This is a genomic window from Planomicrobium sp. YIM 101495 (assembly GCF_009707665.1).
Classification (GTDB): domain Bacteria; phylum Bacillota; class Bacilli; order Bacillales_A; family Planococcaceae; genus Planococcus.
Genome location: NZ_WLZW01000004.1, coordinates 178,396 through 204,896 on the forward strand (window position 1 = coordinate 178,396; position 26,501 = coordinate 204,896).

The 26,501-nt window shown below is 50.3% G+C and carries 20 protein-coding genes; 16 read left to right on the plus strand and 4 right to left on the minus strand.

Going from position 1 to position 26,501, the window contains the following annotated elements:
* Positions 1–102 precede the first annotated feature (102 nt).
* A complete protein-coding gene (locus GIW82_RS13270; protein ID WP_154750423.1) occupies positions 103–1,164 on the plus strand; it encodes an LLM class flavin-dependent oxidoreductase in 1,062 nt (353 codons plus the stop codon).
* On the plus strand, positions 1,161–2,111 hold the full coding sequence (locus tag GIW82_RS13275) for an ATP-grasp domain-containing protein (RefSeq protein ID WP_154750424.1): 951 nt from the start codon (positions 1,161–1,163) through the stop codon (positions 2,109–2,111). The genes GIW82_RS13270 and GIW82_RS13275 overlap by 4 nt, the downstream gene beginning before the upstream one ends.
* A gap of 281 nt (positions 2,112–2,392) precedes the next feature.
* Here GIW82_RS13275 and GIW82_RS13280 read toward each other — a convergent pair whose 3' ends face one another.
* Entirely contained in the window at positions 2,393–2,914 is a 522-nt protein-coding gene (locus GIW82_RS13280; protein ID WP_154750425.1) for a hypothetical protein, read from the minus strand.
* Between the two features lie 96 nt (positions 2,915–3,010).
* Here GIW82_RS13280 and GIW82_RS13285 point away from each other — a divergent pair, with 96 nt between their 5' ends.
* The 4 genes from GIW82_RS13285 (at position 3,011) to GIW82_RS13300 (ending at position 7,554) form a co-directional block, all read left to right on the plus strand.
* On the plus strand, positions 3,011–3,700 hold the full coding sequence (locus GIW82_RS13285) for a response regulator transcription factor (protein WP_154750426.1): 690 nt from the start codon (positions 3,011–3,013) through the stop codon (positions 3,698–3,700).
* The gene (locus GIW82_RS13290) at positions 3,693–4,703 is read left to right on the plus strand and encodes a sensor histidine kinase (protein WP_195914058.1); all 1,011 of its coding nucleotides are present in this window, start codon (positions 3,693–3,695) and stop codon (positions 4,701–4,703) included. The genes GIW82_RS13285 and GIW82_RS13290 overlap by 8 nt, the downstream gene beginning before the upstream one ends.
* Before the next feature lie 105 nt (positions 4,704–4,808).
* The gene (locus GIW82_RS13295) at positions 4,809–5,576 is read left to right on the plus strand and encodes an ABC transporter ATP-binding protein (protein ID WP_154750427.1); all 768 of its coding nucleotides are present in this window, start codon (positions 4,809–4,811) and stop codon (positions 5,574–5,576) included.
* Positions 5,569–7,554: an FtsX-like permease family protein gene (locus tag GIW82_RS13300; protein WP_195914059.1), complete on the plus strand. Its 1,986-nt coding sequence runs from the start codon at positions 5,569–5,571 to the stop codon at positions 7,552–7,554. The genes GIW82_RS13295 and GIW82_RS13300 overlap by 8 nt, the downstream gene beginning before the upstream one ends.
* A 219-nt stretch (positions 7,555–7,773) precedes the next feature.
* On the opposite strand, the gene GIW82_RS13305 is transcribed toward GIW82_RS13300, so the two are convergent.
* Positions 7,774–9,270, minus strand: a complete 1,497-nt coding sequence (locus GIW82_RS13305; protein ID WP_154750429.1) for a peptide MFS transporter — start codon at positions 9,268–9,270, stop codon at positions 7,774–7,776.
* Between the two features lie 277 nt (positions 9,271–9,547).
* On the opposite strand from GIW82_RS13305, the gene GIW82_RS13310 reads away from it, so the two are divergent.
* The 4 genes from GIW82_RS13310 (at position 9,548) to ilvD (ending at position 13,313) form a co-directional block, all read left to right on the plus strand.
* Entirely contained in the window at positions 9,548–10,303 is a 756-nt protein-coding gene (locus tag GIW82_RS13310; protein ID WP_154750430.1) for a hypothetical protein, read from the plus strand.
* A gap of 47 nt (positions 10,304–10,350) precedes the next feature.
* Positions 10,351–11,007 (plus strand): reverse transcriptase-like protein, encoded by a 657-nt coding sequence (locus tag GIW82_RS13315; RefSeq protein WP_154750431.1) that lies wholly within the window; start codon positions 10,351–10,353, stop codon positions 11,005–11,007.
* Positions 11,008–11,104: 97 nt separating this feature from the next.
* Complete coding sequence (locus GIW82_RS13320; protein WP_154750432.1) at positions 11,105–11,362, plus strand: hypothetical protein; 258 nt, start codon at positions 11,105–11,107, stop codon at positions 11,360–11,362.
* 229 nt (positions 11,363–11,591) lie between these two features.
* Positions 11,592–13,313 carry a dihydroxy-acid dehydratase gene (gene ilvD, locus GIW82_RS13325; protein WP_154750433.1) on the plus strand — a complete coding sequence of 574 codons (1,722 nt, stop codon included), beginning with the start codon at positions 11,592–11,594 and terminating at the stop codon, positions 13,311–13,313.
* 196 nt (positions 13,314–13,509) lie between these two features.
* Here the strand turns inward: ilvD and GIW82_RS13330 are convergent, their stop codons facing one another.
* Positions 13,510–14,673 (minus strand): DNA/RNA non-specific endonuclease, encoded by a 1,164-nt coding sequence (locus GIW82_RS13330; protein WP_154750434.1) that lies wholly within the window; start codon positions 14,671–14,673, stop codon positions 13,510–13,512.
* A gap of 194 nt (positions 14,674–14,867) precedes the next feature.
* Here GIW82_RS13330 and GIW82_RS13335 point away from each other — a divergent pair, with 194 nt between their 5' ends.
* Together GIW82_RS13335 and GIW82_RS13340 are read left to right on the plus strand one after the other, a co-directional pair.
* Complete coding sequence (locus tag GIW82_RS13335) at positions 14,868–16,469, plus strand: aminotransferase class V-fold PLP-dependent enzyme (protein ID WP_154750435.1); 1,602 nt, start codon at positions 14,868–14,870, stop codon at positions 16,467–16,469.
* A complete protein-coding gene (locus GIW82_RS13340) occupies positions 16,456–18,315 on the plus strand; it encodes an LTA synthase family protein (protein WP_154750436.1) in 1,860 nt (619 codons plus the stop codon). Before GIW82_RS13335 ends, GIW82_RS13340 begins: the two co-directional genes overlap by 14 nt.
* A 71-nt stretch (positions 18,316–18,386) precedes the next feature.
* On the opposite strand, the gene GIW82_RS13345 is transcribed toward GIW82_RS13340, so the two are convergent.
* Entirely contained in the window at positions 18,387–18,833 is a 447-nt protein-coding gene (locus tag GIW82_RS13345; RefSeq protein ID WP_154750437.1) for a hypothetical protein, read from the minus strand.
* 320 nt (positions 18,834–19,153) lie between these two features.
* Here GIW82_RS13345 and GIW82_RS13350 point away from each other — a divergent pair, with 320 nt between their 5' ends.
* The 4 genes from GIW82_RS13350 to GIW82_RS13365 are packed head-to-tail and all read left to right on the plus strand — an operon-like array spanning position 19,154 to position 26,501.
* On the plus strand, positions 19,154–22,114 hold the full coding sequence (locus GIW82_RS13350) for an AAA family ATPase (RefSeq protein ID WP_195914060.1): 2,961 nt from the start codon (positions 19,154–19,156) through the stop codon (positions 22,112–22,114).
* A 1-nt stretch (position 22,115) separates the two neighbouring features.
* Entirely contained in the window at positions 22,116–23,141 is a 1,026-nt protein-coding gene (locus GIW82_RS13355) for an McrC family protein (protein ID WP_154750439.1), read from the plus strand.
* Positions 23,142–23,168: 27 nt separating this feature from the next.
* Positions 23,169–23,582 (plus strand): (deoxy)nucleoside triphosphate pyrophosphohydrolase, encoded by a 414-nt coding sequence (locus GIW82_RS13360; protein ID WP_370456242.1) that lies wholly within the window; start codon positions 23,169–23,171, stop codon positions 23,580–23,582.
* 21 nt (positions 23,583–23,603) lie between these two features.
* A complete protein-coding gene (locus tag GIW82_RS13365) occupies positions 23,604–26,501 on the plus strand; it encodes a DEAD/DEAH box helicase (protein ID WP_154750440.1) in 2,898 nt (965 codons plus the stop codon).

Sequence of the window (26,501 nt, forward strand, 5' to 3'; positions counted from 1 at the left end):
ACTTCTGAAAAAACCTAGTTTACTGGTAGGTATTATAGGTTTAATATATAATACGATTACTCGAATGAAGAACGCCTCAGTGAAGAAAGGAATCGATGATAGATGAAATATGGATTTTGGATGCCGATTTTCGGCGGCTGGCTGCGCAATGTGGAAGACGAGAACATGCCGGCTACATTTGATTACGCAAAAGAGGTTTCTCAGTCAGCGGAGAAGTGGGGCTACGACACGACGTTGATCGCTGAGCTGAACCTGAACGATATAAAAGGGACAGAAGCAGATTCGCTGGAAGCCTGGTCGACAGCTGCAGCAATTGCGGCAGTCACCGACAAGCTCGAAATCATGACGGCGATCCGCCCGGCGTTCCACAACCCGGCTGTGACAGCAAAAATGGCGGCGAACATCGACCAGATTTCGAATGGCCGCTTCACGCTGAACGTCGTCTCTGCCTGGTGGGCGGAGGAAGCGAAGCAATACGGCGGGGAATTCACGGAGCACGATGAGCGCTACGACCGGACGGATGAATTTCTGCAAGTGATGAAAGGCATGTGGACGGAAGAGGAATTCTCATTCAAAGGGAAATACTACGACATCCAGAACGCGCGCCTTGCACCGAAGCCGGTCCAGCGCCCGAACCCGCTGCTATATGCAGGAGGGGAAAGCCCGCGCGGCAAACGTTCGATTGTCGAAGGCTGCGATGCATACGTCATGCACGGCGGGACAGTGGAAGAAATCGCCGAAAAAGTGCAAGGCATGAAAGAGTTGCGCGCTGAAGCAGGGAAAGAGCCGCTGGCGTCGTTCGGCATGGCGGCGTTCGTCGTCTGCCGTGACACGGAAGAAGAAGTGAAAGCGGAGTACGACCGCATCGTCAGCATGAAGGAATCAGCGGGCTACGCGGGTTACGATGATTTCGTCTCGAAATCCCAGCTCGAGCAGCAAGTGAAGCTGGAAGATTATTCGGTGTCCAACCGCGGATTGCGTCCGAATCTGATTGGCACGCCAGAAGTGATCGCCGACCGGATCCTCGCCTATGAAGATGCGGGAGTGGACTTGTTGCTGCTGCAATTCTCGCCGCAGCTGGAAGAGATGGAGCGGTTCGCGGAAAAAGTGATGCCGCTCGTGGAAGAAAAACGGAAAGCACGTGAAGGAGTGGAAATCCAATGACCGAAAAAATATACGTAATCCATGAAAATGAAGAATGGACGACTCACCTGTTCAAACGTCTTGATGAACTGGGGCTGCCTTATGAGGACTGGTTCATCGATAACGGACTTGTCGATTTAGGCAGCACGCCGCCGGAAGGTGTATTCTACAGCCGCATGAGCGCATCATCACACACGCGCGGACACCGCTTCGCACCGGAAATGGCAGATGCGGTGCTCGCTTGGCTGGAGCATCACGGCCGAACAGTGTTCAACGGCACGCGCGCATTGCGTCTCGAAGTCAGCAAAGTCAACCAGTACATGGCGCTGAATGCTGCAGAGATCCGTACACCGAAAACGATCGCGGCGAACGGCCGTGACGAAATTTTGGCAGCAGCCGAAAAATTGGGCGTCTCCTCGTTCATAACGAAGCATAACCGTGCCGGCAAAGGACTCGGTGTCCGCCTGTTCCATTCACAGGAAGGTCTGTGCCAATGCGTGGACGGCGATGAATTCGACCCGTCCGTCGACGGCATCACGCTGATCCAGGAATATGTCCAGGCGCCGGAACCGTTCATCACTCGCTGTGAATTCGTCGGTGGCAAATTCGTCTACGCCGTGCAGGTCGATACGTCGGAAGGCTTCGAATTGTGCCCGGCGGATGCATGCGCAATCGACGACTTGTTCTGCCCGGCCGGCGAAGGGGTGGAAGAGAATCCGAAGTTCCAGATCGTCGAAGGCTTCGACGACCCGATCATCGCGAAATACGAAGAATTCCTGCGCCGTAACGAAATCGCTGTTGCCGGCATCGAATTCATCCGCAATGCGGACGGCGAAATCTTCACGTATGACGTCAATACGAACACGAACTATAACTCCGACGCAGAAGCGGCTGCCGGCAAATACGGCATGCTCGAACTGGCGAAGTTCCTCGGCAAGGAATTGGGGAAATCAGCGGTCTTGGTATGACAAATGAGTCGGCGCGAATTTTCGCGCCGGCTTTTTGTGTGGAGCGGTTTTTTGCCGGTGGTGTTTTTAATTGTGCAGATTTTCGATTTGGTTGCGCAGATGCCACATTTAGTTGCGTTTTTCCGAAAATGAGCGTCTCATAGATCAAGCCAACCTTCTGCGACGAAGCCGTAATGTGACGCAGGAGCGCTTCGTTGCAGTATCCAGCATAATGGTTGCAGAATAATCGATTTGGTTGCAGAATCCAGCCGCTTCGTTGCAGTATACCCAAAAAATCTTCCTCACAAAATCTCCCCAAGAATCTCCTCAAGAAGCTCCGACTCATCGCTGTAGATTTTGTACATGAAGTACCCGAGTACGGCGAGAGCGAGTGGCAAGAAAGAGTCATCACTTTTTCCTTCGATCTGGATGGAAGCGCGCAGTACGGCGCCACCTGTTTCGACCGTAGCAACCTTCCGGCCGGCAAATTTCACCTCGATGCCTTTTGTCCATGTTTCGAGGAGTTCGACCGGATGCTCGTGCATTTTGCCCGTCACACAAAAATACAGTATGCTGTTTGCAGGGTGATCTTTCAGGATGAATTCATCGCCACCCCAAAGAAGGCGGTAAGTGGCAAAAAGCAAGCGGCCGCGCTTGATGCCAAGCGTCGCATGTTCGCCGTTCATGTCGAAACGAAAGGAATGCCGTTTTTCGTTGCCCGGCACGTCGACACGCTGGACGGTCGCGACGGTCGTTCCTTCGTCGTCCGTGATTTCGATCGCTTTTGTCCCATTCCATAATCTCTGTTTCAATTGATAAGTCATGCAATACACCTCTTTTCTAAAAGTCTGTTCATTTATTTACGCTTAAGCTATACATAAGTTTCATCCAAATTAACAACTTACGAAGGAAGGGATCCGATGTTCAAAATCATGATAGTGGAAGACGATCCGACCATCGCGGGCATTTTGCAGGAGGAATTGGAGAAATGGAATTACGGTACGGTGCGGCCGGACGATTTCAGCCGGGTGCTGGACGTCTTCAAGGAAACCGCGCCCCAGCTTGTGCTGCTCGACATCGGCCTGCCGGTGTTCAACGGCTATTATTGGTGCCAGGAGATCCGCAAAATTTCGCAGGTGCCGATCATTTTCATTTCTTCGCGCAGCGACAATATGGATATCGTCATGGCCATCCAGATGGGGGCGGACGATTTCATCGCGAAGCCGTTCGACCTGACGGTGGCGGTCGCGAAAACACAGGCGCTGCTGCGGCGCACGTATGATTTCCAGGGAACGGATTCGTTCCTGAATTTCCACGGAGCGGTGTTGAAATCGGGGGAGAGCCGGCTTCATGCGAACGGGGAAACGATCGACCTGACCCGGACGGAACTGCGGATCCTCGAGATGCTGTTCCAGCAGGGCGGCAAGTACGTGACGCGCGAAAACCTGATGGTGCAGCTCTGGGAAGACGAGTCGTTCGTCGATGACAATACGCTTGCGGTCAACATCGCACGGCTCCGCAAAAAACTGGCGGGCATCGGCTTGCCTTCCTTCATCGTCACGAAAAAAGGGGTCGGCTATGCGCTGCATCACGGTGGCGCAGATGAATGAGACGCATGGGAAAAGCTTTCTCCGGTCGGCCGTCCCGCAAGTGATCGTGTTTTTCATGATGCTCACCGTCTTCAGCGCGATCCACCTGCTGGCGAGGCTGCCGCTCCCTTATTTATGGTATGCACTGGAGCTCTCGTCGGTGCTGTTTCTGCTGTACTTATTGGTGCAATGGCCGCGTTACCGGCGCCGCATGTCCGCGCTGCAACGGATGCAGGAGGAGACGCCGCAGCGGCTGGACGGCTTTCCGGAAGGCAGCGACCCGGCGGATGAACTGTACCAGCGGAAAATCCTGGCGCTCGCGGAAGAACGCCGGCTGCACAAGGCGGAGGAAGCGGAGCGCCGGAGCGACCAGCTCGATTATTTTACGCTCTGGCTCCACCAGATCAAGACGCCGCTTGCAGCATTGAATCTGCTGGTGAAACGCGGAGCGGTCGCGGACAGTGCCGCGAAGCAGGCGGAACAGGAGCTGCTCCGGCTCGAAGATTACACGCATATGGCGCTCAATTATGTGAAGCTGGAAGAGGCGGGCGCAGACCTGGAATTGTCCGACACGGACGTCGACGCTGTCATCAAAGCGGCGCTGAAGAAATACGCCATCCTTTTCATCCATAAAGGCATTTCGCTCGATTACGAGCCGACGGGACTGCGCGCCGTGACGGACTCCAATTGGCTGCGGATCATGATCGAGCAGATCCTGTCCAACAGCCTGAAGTACACGCCGTCCGGCACGATCACGTTTCGGCGGGACCCGGAGCACGAACAGAGCCTCTGCATCGAAGACACGGGCATCGGGATCCGGGAAGAGGACCTGCCGCGCATTTTCAATAAAGGCTATTCCGGCCTGAACGGGCGGCTCCATGAAAAGTCGACGGGGCTCGGGCTGTTCCTCGTCCAGAACATCAGCCGCCGTCTCGGCCACAGGATCCGGATCGCGTCGAAGCACGGCAAAGGAACGGCGGTCACGATCAGCCTCCAGCGCGAGGACATTGGTTCATTCGACTAGGGAGTCTTACGATTTCGTAAGATTCCTTTTCCGTTTGTAAGGACACGTACAGGCAGCGGAACACAACGGGCCGTAAAATGGAATTAACAAGAAGGAGGAATCGTGATGGCTTTACTTGAAATCAAACATCTTGAAAAAGTATATACGGCCCGTTTTTCGAACCAGAAGACAGCCGCATTGAACGACGTGAATTTTTCGGTGGAGGCAGGGGAGTTCGTGTCGATCATGGGCGAGTCGGGATCCGGGAAGACAACGCTGCTCAATATTATTTCGACACTGGACGATCCGACGGGCGGGGAAGTGTACCTCGGCGGCGAACCGCTGTCGAAGATCCGCGACAAGGAAGTGTCGGCATTCCGCCGCAAGACGCTCGGCTTCGTGTTCCAGGACTTCAACCTGCTCGATAATTTCTCGAACAGGGACAATATCCTGCTGCCGCTCGTGCTGTCCAAGACGCCCGTGCGGGAAATGCGGGAGCGCATCCAGCCGATCGCGGAACGCCTCGGCATCGACGGGCTGCTGGACAAATTCCCGTACGAGATCTCGGGCGGGCAGAAGCAGCGCGTCGCCGTGGCGCGGGCGCTCATTACCGACCCGAAACTGATCCTTGCCGATGAGCCGACGGGTGCGCTCGATTCGAAAGCTTCGCAGAACCTGCTCGGGATTTTGAAAGACATCAACGAAGCGGGCCAGACGGTGCTCATGGTGACGCACAGCACGCGTGCCGCGAGCTATTCGAACCGTGTACTGTTCATCCGTGACGGAGCGGTTTTCCATGAGATTTACCGGGGCAATCAAAGCTCGGAGGAATTCATGGAGCGCATCAGCCAGTCGTTCACCGTGCTTGCCGGACGGGGTGAGGGACGTGACTAACCGGTTCTTCTCTTCGCTCGCGATCCGCAATATCCGCTCGAACAGCCAATTGTACATCCCGTACGGCATCTCGGCCGTCGCGGTCATCGCGATGTTCTATATGATGATGTCACTCATCGGCAACGACTTCGTACAGGGACGCTCCAGTACGCTCCCGAGCCTGTTCGCTTTCGGAGCTTTGGTCATCGGGGTGTTCTCTGCGATTTTCATCCTGTACACGAACAGTTTTCTGATCAAGCGCCGCCTGAAGGAATTCGGCCTGTACGGTGTGCTGGGGCTTGAGAGAAAGCACATCATCAAAATCCTGTTTTTCGAAACTTTGTTCACAGGCGCCGCCAGTATCGTGCTCGGCCTTTTAGCCGGCCAGATCTTCGGCCGTCTCGTGTTCATGCTGCTGAATTACCTGATGCGGCTGCCCGGCGAAATCACTTACACGAGTTCGCTGTCCGCAGCGGCGGCTGTGCTCGCATTGTTCACGATCATCTTTGCGGCGGCATTCCTCTACAACCTGCTTCGTTTCACGATCGCCAAGCCGGTGCGTCTGCTGAAAGGCGGCAACGAAGGGGAAAAGGAACCGAAAGGCTCGCTGCTTTTGTTCCTGCTCGGCCTCGGATTGGTCGGCGGCGGCTACTGGATTTCACTGACGATCGACAATGCGCTTGACGCGCTCGTCTGGTTTTTCGGTGCGGTGCTGCTCGTGATCGCCGGCACGTATCTGCTGTTCATGTCGGGCTCGATTTTCGTGCTGAAGGCGTTGAAGAACAACGACCGGATCTATTACCGGCCGGGTGCGTTCATTTCTATCTCGGGCATGATCTATCGGATGAAGCAGAACGCAGCGGGGCTAGCGAATATCACGGTTCTTGCCTGCATGGTCATCATCGCCGTCGCGACGACCGTCGCGCTTTACGCGGGTGCCGAAGAGACGCTGAACAACCGCTTCCCGGCGGAAAACAATTGGACGGTCTACGGGGAAGAAATGAGTCTGGAAGAAGTACAGGCGCTGTACGAACAGGCGCTGACGGAGCTCGAAACGGAAGCGGCCGCGCTGGATCTCGAAGTGGTGAACCTGCAATCGCTCCGCTACCAGATGCTGTTCGGCTCGCTCAACGGCACGGCCTTCGAAATCATGGATTCCGGTTTTACCGGCAGCCTGCCGCTGTTCACCCAGATCATGCCGCTGGAAGATTATAACCGCATGAACGGTACGTCCCATACCCTTGCGGAAGGCGAAATGCTCGTGAATCATTCGGCCGGCCCGTATGAAAAAGGCGAGCTGGAAGTCGGCGGAAAAGTTTACAGCACGCAGCCGGCCGATTCACTGGAAGGGGAAGTTGACCAGGGGATCACGGAAACGATGACGCTGGTCGTTGCGGATCTTGCGGAGATTGACGCAATCATGTCGCATTACCGCGAAAATTCACCGGGCGCCATCACGGATACGCTGTCCTTCATGCTGATGTGGGACACCGAAGGCGAAGAAGCGCAGGAGACCGCATATGTGCAGCGGATGGAGCAGGTCGCCCGCTATAATTACGAGAACATCTCGAATTACGAAGGGCGTGAGCGGTACCGGGCGGAATGGTACAGCACGAACGGCGGCTTCCTGTTCCTCGGTGTGTTCCTCGGCCTCTTGTTCACGATCGGTGCGATGCTGATCACGTACTTCAAGCAGGTGTCGGAAGGATTCGACGACCGGCGGAAATTCCAGATCATGCAGAAAGTCGGACTCGACAAAGACATGATCAAGGATTCGACGCGCCACCAGCTCGTCTGGATGTTCTTCCTGCCGCTCGTGACGGCGAGTGTGCACGTACTGTTCGCGTATCCGATCGTGCGGCAATTGCTGCTGATGTTCGGAATTACGAACGAGGCACTGTGGCTTTGGTCGCTTGCGGGCGTCATCGTGGCCTTTGCGCTGCTGTACTACCTGATTTACCGCATCACCTCGCGTGTGTATTACCGGATTGTGCAGTAAGGGGTGTTTGGAGTCGGCGCTTGCGCCGGCTTTTTTGTTGTTTATTTGCGACATTCGGGCGGTTGGTTGCGTCATTTTCATTTTGGTTGCGACATATCGCCGGATCGTTGCGACATATCGGATTTGGTTGCGACATATTGAGTTTTAGTTGCAACTTCCCCCAAAAACCACAAAAAAGCCTCCGGAAGCGATCAAGCTTTCGGAGGCTTTCAAATTTTATCAGCGCACACCCTTCATGAACCGCTGGATGAACGGTGACACGAGGAACAGCAGGAGCGCGAGCGCAATCGCTGCTCCGCCGATGATGCCGAAATACAATAATTCGGTGTCTTCGGAGTAGAACTGCACGAGTTGTGCGTTGATCGCCTGCGCGGCTGCGTTCGACAGGAACCAGAGGCTCATCGTCTGTGCAGAGAACGCAACCGGCGCAAGTTTTGTCGTGGCGGACAGGCCGACCGGCGACAGGCAGAGCTCGCCGAGTACGACGATGAAATAGCTCAGCACGAGCCAGAGCGGGCTGACGAGTGCATCTGCTCCGCCGAAGTATACCGGCAGCAGGATGATGAGGAACGAAAGCCCCGCAAACAGCAGGCCGAGTGAGAACTTCTGCGGAATCGACGGCTGGCGGTCACCGAGCCGTACCCAGAACCAGGCGAACACCGGCGCCAGCACGATGATGAACAGCGGGTTCAGCGACTGGAACAGCGCCGGGGAAATTTCGTAGCCCAGGAAGTTCAGGTTCGTGCGTGTATCGGCGTAAAGCGCAAGGATCGTGGCGCCCTGTTCCTGGATGACCCAGAACATGACGGCAGCAATGAAAAGCGGTATGTAGGCGAGCAGGCGTGAACGTTCCGTTTCTGTCGTCTTCTTGCTGCGGTACATGACGATGAAATACGCAGTCGGGATCAGGATTCCGAGCACACCGACCGTATTGATGAAGCTGTCGAATGTCAGGAAGCCGCGATCCAGGCCGAGGTAAACGACGGCGCCGATCAGCAGCGCGGCGACTGTGAAAGTTTTGACCGTACGCGATTTCTCTTCTTTGGAAAGAGGGTTCGGCACGATGGTTCCGGCGAGGCCAAGGTTTTTCTTTTTCGTCACAAGGAACAAGACGAGTCCGATGAACATCCCGATCGCCGCGATCGAAAAGCCAAGGTGGAAATTGAGTTTCATGCCGATTTCACCGACAAGAATCGGGGAAAGGAATGCCCCCATATTGATTCCCATGTAGAAAATCGAGAAACCTGCGTCTCGGCGGTTGTCTTCCTCTGCATAAATTTCACCGACGACACTTGAAACGTTCGGTTTAAGTAAACCTGTACCAAGAACAATCAGCACCATCGAGACGAAGAACATCGCGAGGTTGCCAGGGATGGCAAGGACGATATGACCAAGCATGATGAAAATACCGCCGTAGAAGACGGCCCTTGAAGTTCCGAAGATCCGGTCAGCTAACCAGCCGCCGATGATTCCGGACATATAGACGAGAGATCCGTAGATGGACATGATGGCTAAAGCCAGGTTCTGGTCGAGCCCGAGTCCGCCTTGGGACACTTCATAGTACATATAGTAAACAAGGATGGCTCTCATACCGTAATAAGAGAAACGCTCCCAGAATTCTGTGAAGAACAAAGTGAATAGTCCTTTAGGGTGACCAAAGAAACCTTTTTGGGGAACACTTTTGACAACCTCTTCACGAGTAAACTTGTCAGACATCTTACGACCTCCTAATTAGTGTATTTTACTATAATACTTTTTTCTTCTGAGAAAAGCAAAAGATTTTTAATAACTAAATAGTCCTTATTTCATAAAGGTTTATGGATGGAAGGATTAAAGGGATTAACTATTTTAATATACTAAAATAGTTTAAATCATCAAAATCAACAGAATGTTGAAATGCGTAAACATAGTAAGCAATGAACTGGTACAACATCCAAGCAGGAAAAGCGATCACTTTTATGGAATTCCTCTAAGTAAGAAGGAGGCGATCTGATTGTTCAAGCAATTTTTCGAGGCAGAAGATATCGCCGAGCAGCTCAAGTCCGTATCGGCGGAAGAAGGAGAGCAGGCAGCGTCGTATTTCGAAGAAGAGAACTACGACGTCATCGGCTTCAGGGAGAACGGGGAAGTGACAGGCTACCTCGAGAAAGGGAACGTCGCCGATATGGCCGACTTGAAGGCGTCGGCAGTGCCGTTCCGCGTATCGGATCTCCTGACACGCAACACCGAACTGCTGGATACATTGGAGCATCTCGGAAAACAGCCGCACCTGTTCATCATCAACAAGTCGGAAGTCGACTGCATCATCACGCTGGCGGACGTCCAGAAGCCCGCTGTGCGGATGCTGTTCTTCGGTGTCGTCACGATGTTCGAGAACCGGCTCGCCGAACTGATCCACCACACGTATCCGGACGACTTCTGGACAGACGCGTTGAAAGAGCACCGGGTCGTGAAGGCACGGGACTTGTATGAGAAGCTCCGGGCGCGCAACCAGGAAACGAACTTGATCGCTTGCACGCAGTTCGCGGACAAAACGGAAATCCTGCTTAGTGATGCGGTATTGCTCGAGCAACATACCGGACTGAGCAAGACGAAGGCCGACGAACTGTTCAGCCGCATCCGCCGCCTGCGCGATGATCTGGCGCATGCCCAGTCGCTCGCGGATTGGTTCGAGAACTACGACCCGGTCGGGATGATCCGGCAGCTCCAGGAAATCATCCGGCGCATCGACCGGACGCTCGGTCGCTAGATTCGTTTTGCTGCTTGCGGGTAATATAGGACTAGGGAGGAAGCGATATGAAAATTCGAATCGAATGGCATTACCATACACCGAAAGGGCTGAACACCGTGTTCCAGTCGGATGAGATGACGGCGGGCGAAGCGGTCGTTCTCGCGGAAGACTTGACCCACACCGGACGGGCCAAAAAACTCGTCTTGACCGACCAGTTCGACAGCACGTGGACGTTGAAGGAACTGCGCGGCTATGTCAAAGGCATCGAGACGGATCCGCATAACATCATGCTGTCATTCGACGGGGGATTCGACCGCGGCACGGGGAAGGCGGGACTCGGCTGCGTGATTCAATATGAACAGAACGGCAAGTTTTACCGGTTCCGTGCGAATCGCGCACTGACACAGCTCAGCTCGAACAACGAAGCGGAATATGCGGCTCTTCACTTCGCACTGGAACAGGCGCAGGAACTCGGCGTCCATGATATTCCGCTCACCATTTTCGGCGACTCGCGCGTCGTCATCCAGCAGATGAGCGGCGAATGGCCGGTCATGGAACCCGATCTCGCCAAATGGGCCGACCGCATCGACGCAAGAATGGAGTCGCTCGGCCTCCATCCGGAATACCACCTCGTTCCGCGGAAGGAAAACATGGAAGCGGACCGGCTCGCTACACAATCGCTGAACGGTGTAGAAGTGTCGGCGACTGTAGAACTGGATTAAAAGGCATGCATCTATAGAAGGAAAAGGTCCGTCCCGCCTGTGGACGTGAACAGAACCCCTTTGTTACAGTAGAGGAAATCAGCGAGGAGGGATGATGATGGATTTACTCAGTATCGCCTTAGGCCTTGCGATTGCGAGCCTTCTGTTGATTGCTTACGCACAATCGCAGCAAATCAAGTTCTTGAAAGGACAGCTGGCGAAACGGTTGCCACAGATAGACGCGAAAGAACTCGAAGCGCAGGCGGCGGAGAAGCTGCAGACGGTCGGACCGATCAAAGCGGTCAAATTCTTGCGGGAAGAATACGGCATGTCGATGGTCGACGCGAAAAAACTCGTTGATTCAGTGAAACACTAATTTGGATGGAAGGGCCTGATCCGGTGAAACGGATGCAGGCCCTTTCTTATTGTCAGGAGAAAAACGTTATTGCAATATACGCGAAATATATGAAAGCCCTTACATATAATTGCTTTTTGTCGGAACCGCTGTTTTTTCAAAATAATTTAAAAGAAATTAAAAGAATAGATTGAATTGAACGAAAATAGTTCTATAATGGAAGGAATACTTTTGTGAAAGGATGAGAGGAATGACAGAAAAAGATTTGCGGATCCGCAGTAAAGTGTTCAGTGAAGGGGCGATGAAAGCGCCAAACCGGGCCATGCTCCGGGCAGTGGGAGTGACAGACGAGGACTTCAAGAAGCCGATGGTCGGCATCGCTTCGACATGGAGCGAAGTAACGCCGTGTAACATACATATCCACGACCTCGCCGTCAGAGCCAAAAAAGGTGCCAGACAAGCGGGAGCTGTTCCGTTCATCTTCAATACGATCACCGTATCCGACGGCATCTCGATGGGAACGGAAGGGATGAAGTTCTCACTCCCGAGCCGTGACGTCATCGCCGATTCGATCGAGACGGTGGTCGGAGCGGAAAGCTTGGACGGCCTCGTCGCAATCGGCGGCTGTGACAAGAACATTCCCGGCTGTCTGATCGCCATCGCGAACGCGGAAGTGCCAGCAGTATTTGTCTACGGCGGCACGATCGCACCGGGACGCAACAACGGTCAGGACATTGACATCGTCTCAGTGTTCGAAGGCGTCGGCCAGCACAATAACGGCACGATCGACGATGAAGCGCTCCGCAAAGTCGAATGTGCAGCTTGTCCGGGCGCGGGTTCATGCGGCGGCATGTACACGGCCAACACGATGGCCTCCGCTGCAGAAGCGATGGGCATCAGCCTGCCTGGTTCCTCATCCAACCCGGCGGAGTCCGGCGGCAAGCTCGCAGACTGTGAAGCGGCGGGAGAAGCGGTCTACAACCTGCTCGACAAGGGAATCTACCCGAAAGACATCATGACGAAAGAGGCGTTCGAGAACGCCATCACCGTCGTCATGGCACTCGGGGGCTCGACGAACGCCATCCTGCACTTGCTTGCGATCTCACATGCGGCGGAAGTGGACTTGACGATCGACGACTTCGACCGCTTGCAGAAAACCGTGCCGCATCTTGCGGACCTGAAGCCGAGCGGCAAATACGTTATGCAGGACCTGCACCGTGTAGGGGGTGTCCAGGCAGTCATGAAGATGCTGCTGGAAGGCGGCTACTTGCACGGCGACTGCATGACTGTCACAGGCAAAACGGTCGCCGAGAACTTGGCGGACGCACCGTCGCTCGTTGACGGCCAGGACGTCATCATGCCGTTCGACAATCCGAAACGGAAAGACGGCCCGCTCGTCGTCCTGCGCGGCAACTTGTCACCGAAAGGCGCCGTCGCGAAAGTATCCGGCGTCAAAGTCAGCCGCCACACAGGACCGGCACGCGTCTTCGATACCGAAAAAGAAGCGACAGCTGCTGTCATGGCGAACGAAATCAACGAAGGCGACGTTCTCGTCATCCGCTATGTCGGACCAAAAGGCGGTCCGGGCATGCCGGAAATGCTATCTGTCTCGGCCATTCTCGTCGGCAAAGGCATGGGAGAGTCCGTTGCGTTGCTGACAGACGGACGTTTCTCCGGCGGGACACACGGCCTTGTCGTCGGCCACATCGCACCGGAAGCGCAAGTCGGCGGCCCGATTGCGTTGCTGAAAGAAGGCGACGTGGTCACAATCGACTCAGACCTGCAGGAGATTTCGGTCGATGTATCCGAAGCGGAACTCACGGAACGCCGCAAGCACTGGACTGCGCCGCCGCTGACGCGTAAAGGCGTGCTCGGCAAGTACGCGCACAACGTGTCGTGTTCTTCGCAAGGAGCGGTGACGGATTATTTGAATCGCACTGTGGAAAAGGTCGTAGCAGGTGCTTCGAAATAAAGGAAATGAAACAGCCGGCGGAAAAGGGGAGGTCCCTTTCCGCCGGCTATTTTTGCGTTTTCGGGTGGGTGTTGGCGATTCTGCAACAAAGATAGGGCATACTGCAACAAACAGAAAAAAAGGAGTACTGCCGAAAGTCACAAGCGCGACTTTCGGCAGTACTCCTGTTCACTTTCTTCTAGTTTGAAGAAAAACCTTATTCCCCAACCATCCCATCCCCGTCACGGTCGTCCATGTACGGGTACAGCCAGTGGTCGGAATAGATCGGCATGCTGAAGCCTGCATCTTTCGCTTCTTTGATCGTCACTTTGCCGTTGCCATTCGTATCCACAGCGGAAACGTCGCCACCTGTGCTCGAGCCGTTTGAACTCGCGGCTGGTGCCGGTGCCGCTTCCGCAGGCTCACTCTTCGTCAACCCGAGGGATGCGTTGATATCATCCGGGTTGGCGTTGTTGAATTTGTCGACCACTTTATTCCCCTTCACGGTATACGTGTATTGGTAGCTGGACGGAATCTGAGTGTTCGTATTCGCGTACGTGATGATCGCTTCGAAATCCGTCGCGCCGCCCGCATCGCGGATTACCTTTTCCATATACGCCTGGTCGCCGTGGCGGTTGAGCGTGCTTTCCTGCGGCGTGATGTTATAAGCATTCGATACGCCGCCGAGTGAATCCGCAATCACGTGTCCTTCGTCCAGAATGTCGCTTTCGACGCCTGGCACTTTCGCTTCATCGGAATAGTAGCGGCCGGTCGACAGAACAGGCTCGTTCGCATCGTCCTGTAACGCAATCTTGGCCGCAACGACACGTACGAGCTGGCCGTGTTCATTCGTGAACGCCCAGTACTCACGGTCGCCGAAGCCGATATCCACGACCACATTCGCTTCGCGGTGGCCGGACAAGTCACCGCCGTCCACCTGGATCAATTGATGTCCGTCAAACTCTTCAGCCTGCGCTTCTTCCGCAGCCTTCTCATTCGCGATGCGCTCCTGTTCAGCCGCTTCTTTCTCTTTCGCCAATTTCGCAGCTACCGCTTTTTCTTCAGCTTCCTGTTCAGCCGCAAGGCGCGCTTCTTCCTTCTCTACCGCGGCCTGTTTCTCAGCTTCTTCTTCCGCTAAACGCTGTTCTTCCTCGGCTTCCACCTGTTCACTTTCAACAGCACTCGCCGACTCGACTTCATCGGATGTCGAGACCATGCCGATCACGGATCCCATCAGCAATACAAACGAAGCACCGGTTGCGATCCCGGCCTGCTTCACGCTCAAGCCTTTCTTGAAAAACAGACGGACAAGCACCATCACGACACTTGCTGCGAGGGCTACGAAAGCGGCAAGAAATAACAAGACAAATAACACAATCATTTGAACGTTCCTCCTGGTGAATGTTAAAATAGTAGAATAATTTTCCAAGATTGACTATAGCACAGAATCACAAGTAATTACTATTGAATGTCAAAAAACCACAGCGGAAGCCGACGGAATTCACAATTTCGAAACTTTTCACGCTGCGATTCGTTATCGTATAGTACATAGCTTCGACTCAAGGGGGACTCGAAATGAAAGCGCGCACGCTCACTTACAAACTAGCATCCGAACCGGATGAGATGGAAGGAATCCACCGGTTGAACTACGAAACGTTCGTCGAAGAAATCCCGCAGCATCAGCGGAACCGGGAGCGGCGGCTCGTCGACAAATTCGACAAAGAAAACATCTACCTCATCGCGAAAGACGGGGAAGAGGTCGTCGGGATGATCGCCGTGCGCAACAATCGCCCGTTCTCGCTCGACCACAAACTGGAAGACCTTGACCGGCATTTGCCGGAAGGCGCGAAACCTTGCGAAGTCCGGCTGCTTTCGGTGAAAAAAGAGTACCGGAAAACGCTAGTATTCTACCAGCTGGCGAAGTTGCTTGTAGACTACTGCCTCGAATGCGGCTTCGACGTCGCGCTCATCTCCGGCACCGATCGCCAGCTCCGACTGTACACGCGCATCGGGTTCCAGCCGTTCGCGGAGATGGTCGGCACAGAAGGCGCCATGTTCCAACCGATGTACTTGACAAAAGAGCGGTTCGAAACGACATCTCTGGCATTCTCGAAACTGATGCAAGGCAGGAAACGCCCGGATCCGCTGAACTTCCTGCCCGGTCCGGTGCCGATCCATAAGGAAATCGAACGCGCATTCAGCAAACCAGCCGTATCCCACCGCGCGCCGCACTTCATCCGGAAGATGCAGGACGTCCGGAGGGAGCTGTGCAGGCTCGTCAATGCAGAGCACGCCCAGATCGCAGTCGGCACAGGCACGCTCGCGAACGACCTCGTCGCTGCGCAAATCAAGCGCATCCGTGGAAAAGGGCTGATCCTCGCAAACGGCGAATTCGGCCACCGGCTCATCGATCACGCCGCGAGACTCGGTCTCCAGTTTGACACGCTCGAAAAGTCGTGGCATGAAAAGCTGTCGCTACAAGAAATCGAAGCGTTCATCACGGAAGACACCGCTTGGCTCTGGACCGTCCACTGCGAGACGTCCACCGGCTTCCTTTACGATCTGGAAGGACTCAAGCGACTAGCGAAAACGTATAGCATGTCGCTCTGCATCGATGCTTGCAGTTCCGTCGGCATCGTCCCTGTCGACTTGGAAGGCGTCCATCTCGCGAGCACTGTCAGCGGCAAAGCGCTCGCATCATTTCCCGGACTCGCCGTCGTCTTCCACCGGGAACCCATTACACCCGACCCGTCCATCCCGCGCTACTTGGACCTGGGACAGTACGCGGTATCGGGCAGTATTCCGTACACGCATTCGTCCAATCTCGTCGCCGCCTTTAGCGAAGCGTTGAAACATGTGGACGTGGAACGGAAGGCAGCGCTCGGAAATGCTGCACGAAACATTCTCCAGGACGCCGGCATCCCGGTGCTCGGCGATGCCGACTATTCACCTGGCATCTTGACGATTCCGCTCGAAGAAGGCGTCTCCTCGAAAGACACCGGCGACCGGCTTCGGGAGCGGGGCATCATCGTCAGCTACGAAAGTGATTACTTGCTGGAGCGGAACTGGATCCAGTTTGCGCTGATGGGAGCGATTACGCTGGCAGATTTCGAAAGGGCGCTTGGAGTTCTCCAGAAAGTTTTACGCAGGGAGCTGGTTTCAGATGGAGCTCACTGACACCGGGTCCAAAAACCCGGCCGGTATCCGATTGACGCTGCTCGTCACGGGCATCCTTTGTCTGAAGACGGTGATCATCTGCTTCGTCGGATTTAAGCTGCCGGTCCAGTCGTTTTTTGATGTGGTATTAATCCTTACAGGTTCGATCGGATCGCTCCTGCTGGTCATGGGGTTCAGCTTTTATTTCGGCGAAAAGGTGAACCGCTTCGTGCTGTTCGGATTCATGGTGCTGGGCACGGGCATCCTTTACGGGGACCTGCTGTATTACCGTTTCTACAACGATTTCGTCAGTGCGCCGATCCTGTTCCAGTTCGCCAATGTCGGCGGCCTTGGCGCAAGCACCGTCGAATTGATGAGTCCTTGGGACGTGTTCCTGTTTCTCGACCTGCCCCTCATTGCCTGGCTTCTCCTCCGAACGAAGGACGGGCTTACGGTGCCGAAAGGGATCAAGAGAAAGTACGTCGCATTCGGCGTAGCGCTCATCGTGCTCACCGTCAGCCTTGGACTCGTCAAATCCGTCCACCTGTTCTCCGACTCCTACGACCGGGAGCAGGTCGTCAAATCGCTCGGACCGCTCAATTACCACGTGTACGACATTGTGCTCGGACTCGCGGCACCCCTGCAGCGGCTGACGATGACGGAGACGAAAGCGCACGCGTCCATCGAATACCTGCAGCAGGAAGACCCCGGACGCACGGAGCTCTTCGGGATCGCGGAAGGCAAGAACATCGTCTTCATTTCCCTGGAGTCCATGCAGGACTTCGTCATCAACCAGCAAGTGAACGGGGAGGAAGTGACGCCGTTCCTGAACGAACTCATCAAGGAAAGCTTCTACTTCAACCAGGTGTATGACCAGACCGCGCAAGGGAAGACGTCCGACGCCGAATTCATGGTCGACACGAGTCTTTACCCGCTCGCGAGCGGATCGGTCTTTGTGAGACGTCCGGACAACACGTTCCACAGCCTGCCTCACATCCTGCAGGAAGAAGGGGATTACTACGCCGCGACGTTCCACGGCAACGTCGACACGTTCTGGAACCGCGACGTCATGTACGAGTCCCTCGGCTACGACCGCTTCTTCTCGAAGGACGATTACACCGTCACCGAAGCCAATTCGGTCAATTACGGGCTGAAAGATATTCCGTTCTTCAAGCAGTCCGCCACGTTCATGCAGAACTTGCCGGAACCGTATTACGCGAAATTCCTGACACTCACGAACCATTTCCCGTTCCTGCTCGAAGAGGACGACCTCTTCATCGACCCGGCCGATACGGAAGAAGACGTCGTCAACCGCTACATCACCACCGTCCGCTACTTGGACGAATCGCTCGAAACCTTCTTCGCGACGCTGAAAGAGGAAGGCATGTACGAAGACACCATCTTCGTCCTCGCCGGCGACCATTACGGCATCTCGGAAAAATACGAAGACGGCCTCAACGAACTGCTCGGCACAGAAGCCACCGTCGAAAGCGGCATGAAGCACCAGCAGATCCCGCTGATCATCCACATCCCGGGACAGACGGGCGAAACCATCTCCACCCCGGGCGGCGCCATCGACATCCGGCCGACCCTGCTCCACCTCATGGGCATCAACGCCGAAAACCGCTACGCGTTCGGCTACAACCTGTTCACGCGCGACAGCGCCCATCCTGTCATCTTCCGGGACGGCAGCTTTATCTCCGACGACCACGTCTACAAAGACAACATCTGCTACAGCAAGGAAACCGGAGCGGTCATCGACGAAGAAGCCTGCGGGCCGGACCTCGAAACCGTGCGCAAGGAATTAAAGTTGTCGGATAAGATTATTTTTGGGGATTTGCTGAGGTTTGTGGTGGAAGAAGAATAAATAAGCAAAGAACCGGCCGGAGGATTTAACATTCCCCGGCCGGTTCTTTGCTGTTTAAAGAGGGCAGTCCATCAATTGGTTTGCTCTGACTTAGCAGTCCTGATCCCTTTCAGCCACTTCTTATACTTCCGCTCATCCGGCTCCCAGTCCCGAATCACTTCCTGAATCTTCAGCAGCTCCTGCATATACCGATAGATCTCAGCAGAGAAGACACCATCATGTCCTTCCAGCCCGTAACAACCCCAATACGGCTCGAGCATCTCATCAATCCACTCAATCAAATCCGCTTTCTTCGGGTAAAGGAAATACACACTCTTATGCAGATCCTCCTCATAACTCATCTCCCAATCGATATACGACCTGCGAATCGACTCATAATCATCAATATACGGATGATCGAAATCGTCCGGTCCGCCTTCAAATACCTCAAAGCAACCATCTGAACAAAACAGATTGCCATCACTGTCCACCCGCCGCTCAAGCCTTGGTTTCTTTCTGCATACTTTGCATCGTTTCATTATGAACCCCTCCTGTGTAATTGCTTATTGGCAATATACATAGGCATATTGAAAACTGTTATATTGAAATTTAGTTTTGATGCATTAATATAATTCGAACAGATATTTGAAGAGGGGAGAACAGAAGAGTTAGAGAAAACTAAAAATGAATTCCAGTAAAGATAATAAGATCTTGTTTGGGAATATTTAGATTTGTCAATTAAATTTGGCTTATAAGAGGTATAATATAGACAACCTGAATTAGAAAAAATTACACACTTTACATATCTCAATTCATTCTAGAGTGAAATTGCTGCTAAAAATTCGAAAGGATGATGATTTTGGCTGAGCAAATTATATACGACACAGCGCTCGAGATTACAAAAGATCAGTGGTTAGAAATGCTTAGAAACGAGGAAGTCTTTCAAGAAAGAGACAGGCAAATGATTTTGGCAATTATGCAATATGACGGTCGCCCGCATGCTACACCTATTGCACATGCAATTGGACTAAAAGGTAGGGGAGCAATTAATCTGCAGGTGGACCGGCTGGGCAAACGAATCATGCAATACCTTCCAGAAGTTGAGTATCCAAAACGAGATAACGGTAAAGATAGAACTTGGCATATCCCATTCCTTGGCGAATGGCAACCTGATCGCAATCGATTTATATGGGCTCTGCGCCCTACCCTCGAACAAGCGGCAGAAATTTACTTCGAAGAAGATTTGAAAGAAGGAAAAGCCATGCCTTCTCAAACCGAGTACTCCGAAATTAGAAAAAAACTATTCGATAGCTCTTATATCGATATGGCGCATAGAAGATACATAAAATTTAAAGAGAATAAGCTCTACGACGAGGCATATAAAATTGAAGTGCTTTCCCGTTTGAATGAGTTTTTAAAAGGGCAAGAAATTAACCGTCTAACTGTAGTTGATATTGTCAAAAAGCTGCAGAAGGAAAATCCAAGTGCCGGGAGCTTCGTCCACTGGAGCAACACGGCTGACTTAGTGAAGTTTGCCGAAGCAAAACCTGCAAGGGTGGCAGAATTGCTTAACGAGCTCTATAACTCTGAAGCTCCGGTTAGCGAACGAATTGAAAAGTTCAGAGAAGAAGGTAAAGTATTTAGTGGGGAAATATCACTTGGGGCGCCGCTTTTTGGTTATTTACTGGCTGCCAAAGACTATAAAGAATACCCAATTTATAAACAAGAAGTATTTACTGCGATTAGAGCGGATTATGATATCGATTTTAAACTGGGAGTGGCAGGGAAAAATTATGAAGTTTACCGCTATATTTGCAACCTGGCTTTAGAGCGTTTCAAACGTGAAAATCCATCTCTTACCGCGCTTGATATCCAAGATTTCTTTTATTGCGCTGCAACTTACGACCAGATAAAAGTAGAAAGTGCGATGGATTACTTATTCGATCTGTCAACAAAACTCGGACAGTTTGAAAAAGATCAAGGATTGATGCTGCAAACAATAGCAGATATGGATCCCGAAATATTGGAGAAGGTTAGCGATCAATATCGGAACACGGAGAAAGTGAATTTGATTCGTCATAAAATTATTGAAAAGATATTGGAAGACGGAATGGCGTCCATTGAGGATATAGAAGGAATCAAACAGGAGATCAGTAAAAGGTACGATACAAAAATTTTAAACTCCTGGAGTGATTTTTCGATTCTCTTCCAGCTATACTATTTTGACAAAAAGCAGAAAGTCCACACAGAACTCACGAAAATACACCGTGCGATCCGACAATTTGAAGAGTTGAAAGACCTTAAATTATTTGAAGATAGAGTATTGAACGGCTATAGCTGGAACAATCAATTTGGAACGTCACGCTGTTGGCTGGCTGTTTATGAAGCGGAGCATGCAAACCATCGCGTAGCACCACAATTGTTCGTGGCCATCGATCCGCAAGGCATTGAATATGGCCTGCACAACGGTGATGAACATCCAGAAGCTGGGCAAAGAAGTGTTGCGCATGTTAGGAACGCAGAAATCTTTTCTTATGAAGATTTCCACAACAAAATTATCGATGTTCTTGATGAATTTATTAGCAAAGAAAATGAGATTGCACCAGTGATCCAACCTATACATGAACTCACGAAAGACAAATGGTCTGAACTGTTAGCAGACAGCAATATTTTTCAGGAAAAAGATTTGGTTTACTTGACGAAAATGTATGAGTTGGGAGGACAGGCAACTGCAACTCAATTAGGTGAAGCATTAGGGATGAGCCGGAATTCTTTCAATAGTCCCGTAGTCAATTTAGCAAAAAGAATAAAAGAAGAAACAGAGTTAGAAGAAGTGCACCGGGATGACGGAAGTGTTTGTTATTGGTGCGTGTTGTTTGAAGGCGAATATGAAGAGAGCAATCATTTCTTATGGCGCTTAAAACCAAATTTAAAGGAAGCTCTTGGAGAAACAATTGGGGAGCAGCAAATTTATGAGTCCTATTCCAAAGAATCATTTCTTGAAGAAGTCTTTATCGATGAGAAGACTTATGACAAGATCGTAAGCCTTTTAAAATATAAGAAAAACATCATCCTGCAAGGTCCTCCTGGAGTAGGGAAAACGTTTGTTTCAAAAAGGTTGGCATACTCTCTCATGGGTACAAAAGATGAAAGCCGGGTTGAAATGGTGCAATTCCATCAGAATTATTCATACGAAGATTTTGTGATGGGATTCCGTCCGAAAGAAAACGGATTTTCTCTTCAATACGGAGTTTTCTATGATTTTTGCCAGCGTGCTTTAAACAACCCTGAAGAAGATTATTACTTTATTATAGATGAAATCAACCGGGGTAATCTATCGAAAATTTTCGGCGAATTATTCATGCTGATTGAGCGTGACAAGCGCGATGAATTTGTTACGATGGGCTATTCAAAACAGAAATTTACAGTACCTAGCAATCTCCACTTGATTGGTACGATGAATACAGCCGACCGTTCATTGGCACAGCTTGAAGTAGCTTTACGCCGTCGTTTTGCTTTTGTCACACTAGAACCGGTATTCGATGAAAAATGGCGTCAGCACATGATTAAAGAAAATGTCACTGTTGAAATGGTCAGCAAAATCCAACAGACAGTCGAAAAGCTAAATCATGAAATCATTAATGATTATCAGCTCGGAAGCGGCTACGCAATTGGACACTCATTCTTCTCAGCCAAGCCGGAGGACATGAGTGAAAATCATTGGTTCGATGGGATCATGAGTTTTGAGATTCTACCTCTATTGCAAGAATACTTTTTCGACCGCCCTGAAATAGTCGAGCAACTGGCAGAGGATATATAGTATGGAAGAACTCTTTAAGGTTCCGATCCGAAACCTTTTCGTCCTCTTAAGCTACACCGACAATATGCCAGAACTGATCAACAGCATGAATGCCGTAGATGAAGACTTAATCACTTATGACTTTATCTGCAAACAGTTCTTAAAAGAAGTAGAGAAAGTGAATCGCCGTGGTTTGGCGAAAGACTATGTAGCGGTAACAGAACCTACTAATCGTTTGGCCGGCCGGATGGTAATGGAAGAGTCAATGCCTTATATCATTTCAAAAAAACCGATTGTGGTTTGTGAGAAAGATGAATACACAGCGAATATCTGGCTGAATCAATTAATCAAATCTACCTTGAAGTCGATTACTTTAAATCAATATGTGAAGCAAGAAACAAAAGTGCATAGTTTTAAGTACATGGAATTAATGCCAGAAGTCGAGGCTCCTCCGATCACCAAATCATCTTTTGCCCAAATGACATTTGGCCGCCATAATGTACATTATAATCGGGTGCTGCAGATTGCACTTCTATTGCATGAAATGACGCTACTGTCGCATAGAAATGGTAACTGGAGCTTGTTCTCAGCTCAGCTAGATGAACGCTCGCTAAACGGTATTTTTGAAAAGTTTCTGTTCAACTTCTATAAAATTGAACAGAAAGATTACCGTGTAAAAGCAGAAGGAATGCAATGGAAACTGGAAGGCAAGAAAGCATTTCTCCCAGGCATGCGGACCGATGTATCTTTAACCCATAAGAACAAGCCGGAAAAAATAATTGTTGATGCTAAGTTTTACAAGGATATATTCCAAGTTCATTACGGAAAGTTATCGTTCCGCAGCGATAATATGTATCAGTTATTCACGTATTTGATGCATCAGGAGCAGGAGCTGAATTTACGAGGGATTCTTATCTATCCGTTTAATGGCAGTGCTGTTGACGAAAAATATGTATGGAATGAGCGGATGACCATGGAAGTGGTGACTTTGGATTTGGATGGATCTTGGAAAGACATTTATCATAAGCTTAAGCAAGTTATTAGTTAATAGTAATAACTGTAGGAGGTAATAAAAATCGAGTCGAAGAAAAACATTCACGTAGTAGGAGCAGTCATCACAGATAGCGGAAAAATTCTTTGTGCGCAACGGGGTTTCGAGAAATCGTTACCAGGACTTTGGGAATTTCCTGGAGGGAAAATAGAACCGGAAGAAACACCACAACAAGCTTTGCAAAGAGAGATCCGAGAAGAGATGCATTGTGAAATTGAAATTGGGGAGCAAGTGGAGCACACGGTATATGAATACGATTTCGGCGTTGTACATCTGACGACTTTTTACTGCCAATTAATTAAAGGGACACCCGTATTGACGGAGCATATTGCCATCAAGTGGTTGACGACAGCGGAATTGGAACAATTGGAATGGGCACCAGCGGATATTCCAGCGATTGAAAAGTTAGCGCAGAATGTTGAGCAGCTGCCATATTAGAATGTGATGGGTGGGAGAACCATGAACTTTTTGCAGAACTTACAGGATTCTTTATACAAAGGGTTCGTTGATCAGACAAAGCCCAGCAGTGAACGCTATAAGCCAACATTGCTTATTAATAATGCGAAAACAAATGAGCATGTGTTAAATTCCCTTGTAGAAGAACTGGAACACTGCGAGTCATTTATCTTTTCTGTAGCGTTCATTACCGAAAGTGGCTTGGCAACGTTGAAATCACATTTTTTGGATTTACATCAAAAAGGAATTAAAGGACGCATTCTGACTTCAACCTTTTTGAATTTCAATCAACCGAAAGTCTTTAAAGAATTATTGAAGCTGACAAATGTTGAGGTGCGTCTTTCAGGAATGAAAGGCTTCCATTCAAAAGGCTATATTTTTTCACACAAGACGCATCAAACGTTGATCGTCGGGAGCTCCAATTTAACTGCCCAAGCGCTTAAAGTAAATTACGAATGGAATGTGAAGTTGAGCTCGCATGAAAATGGAGACTTGGTCCATCATTTTAATAACCAATTCGAAGAAGTTTGGGCGGAATCGCAAGCTCTTACGCCGGAGTGGATTGAAGAGTACGAGAAAACATATGTGCCAACCGATTTTAGGAGAGAAGCGAGTAAAGTTGCGGAATTGCCGGAAGCTTACCAGCGAAACTCGATCACAGAAGCATTGGAGATCGAACCTAATAAAATGCAACGAGTAGCATTGAAGGAAATACAGGCGGTGCGCGAAGCAGGGCATGATAGAGGATTGGTGGTTTCAGCGACAGGAACTGGTAAGACTTATTTATCTGCTTTTGACGTGCGAAGTTTTGCGCCGAAACGCATGCTATTTATTGTACATAGAGAACAAATTCTGCAAAAAGCGAAATCAGATTTCATGCAAATTCTCGGAGGCATGGAAAAGGATTTCGGTATTCTTTCTGGTTCAAGCCGACAAACGGATGCACGTTATTTGTTCGCAACCATCCAGACCATTTCAAAAGATTCGACGCTACAGCAACTGAATCCGGAAGCGTTTGATTATATTTTAATTGACGAAGTGCATAAAGCTGGTGCGAAATCCTATCTGAAAGTCATTGAGCATTTCAAGCCGAAGTTTTTGATGGGCATGACAGCGACACCGGAACGTACGGATGATTTTAATATTTATGAGCTATTCGATTACAATATTGCGTATGAAATTCGCTTGCAAGAAGCGATGGAAGAAGATATGTTGTGCCCATTTCATTATTACGGGGTGACGGACGTCGAGTACGAAGAAGGTGTGATCGATGAAGCTACGGCTTTTGCGAAATTGGTTACCGAGGAGCGCGTAGATCATATTCTCGAAAAGATTCACTATTACGGCCACTCAGGCGATAAAGTTCGAGGACTAATGTTCTGCAGCCGGAAAGAAGAAGCTTTGCAGCTGTCGTTGGAATTAAATCGAAGAGGTTTGCGAACAATGGCCCTGACAGGTGATCATTCGCAAGAAGAACGTCTCCGCCAAGTTGAGTTGTTAGAAAGTGAGCAGCTTGATTATATTTTGACCGTCGATATTTTTAACGAAGGTATCGATATACCGAGCGTCAATCAAGTCGTTATGCTGCGCCAAACGCAATCGAGCATTATTTTCATTCAGCAATTAGGTCGCGGTTTACGCAAGCACAATTCAAAAGAATTCGTAACGATCATCGACTTTATCGGGAACTACAAGAACAATTACCTCATTCCTGTAGCATTGTCTGGTGACCGCTCACAAAACAAAGACAATATCCGTCGACGTATGAAAGATACGAGCTATATCAAAGGCATTTCTACAGTGAACTTTGAAGCGATTGCAAAGAATCGTGTATTTAGCGCAATCAAGCGCAGTAATTTGTCAGATATGAAATTGTTGCGAGATGCCTATATCGAACTGAAAAATCGAATTGGTCATGTTCCGCAATTGCAGGATTTTATCCGGCATAATTCCATTGATCCGTTAGTTATCGTACAGAAATATAATAATTACTATCGCTTCTTGCTGAAGTTAAAAGAAATTGAGCCCGCTCTTTCTATATATGAAGAACAAGTGATCACCATGTTGTCGCTGGAGATTCTTAACGGCAAGCGGAAGCATGAAATTCTCTTGCTTGATTTGCTTATGAAACAGCCTAGTGTATCTCTTGAGAAATATCGAGAATGTTTAGCGGAGAATGGTTGCTATGTGGATAATGAAACATTAGCATCTGTTCAACGCATTTTGGATTTAAGCTTCTACAATATTAGTTCGCAGAAGAAATATGGTGGAAAGCCTTTAGTCGTTGCAGACGAAGCGAGTAACTTTAGTTTTCATGAACAGTTAAAACATCGCTTGGAGTCAAATCCAGTATTTAAATCAATGGTTCTCGATCTTATTGAGAGTTCATTTGAATTAAGCAAGCAATATACGTGTGAGGAGCCTCTTACTCTCTATAAAAAATATACACGTAAAGATGCGTGCCGCTTATTAAATTGGTATAACGATGAAAGTTCGACTATGTATGGATATAAAACGAAGCATGGCACCTGTCCGATTTTCGTCACTTACCACAAGCATGAAGAAGTCGAATCAAGCGTCGCTTATAGTGAAGAATTTATCAACCAAGAAATTTTCAAATGGTCAACACGCAGCAACCGCACACTTCAGTCGCCAGAAGTGCAAACGATCATCAACGCAGAGCAGAACAACATCGACCTTCACCTCTTCATTAAGAAAGACAACGATGAGGGTGGCGACTTTTATTACTTGGGGAAAGCTATTCCAGACCAACAAGCAGGTGAGCAATCAACAATGCAAGATAAAAAAGGTAAAACAATCCCTGTAGTGCATATGAACTTGTTGTTGGAGAATAGTGTGGAGAGTAAGTTGTTTTATTATATTGGAAGTGAAGAGGTTTAA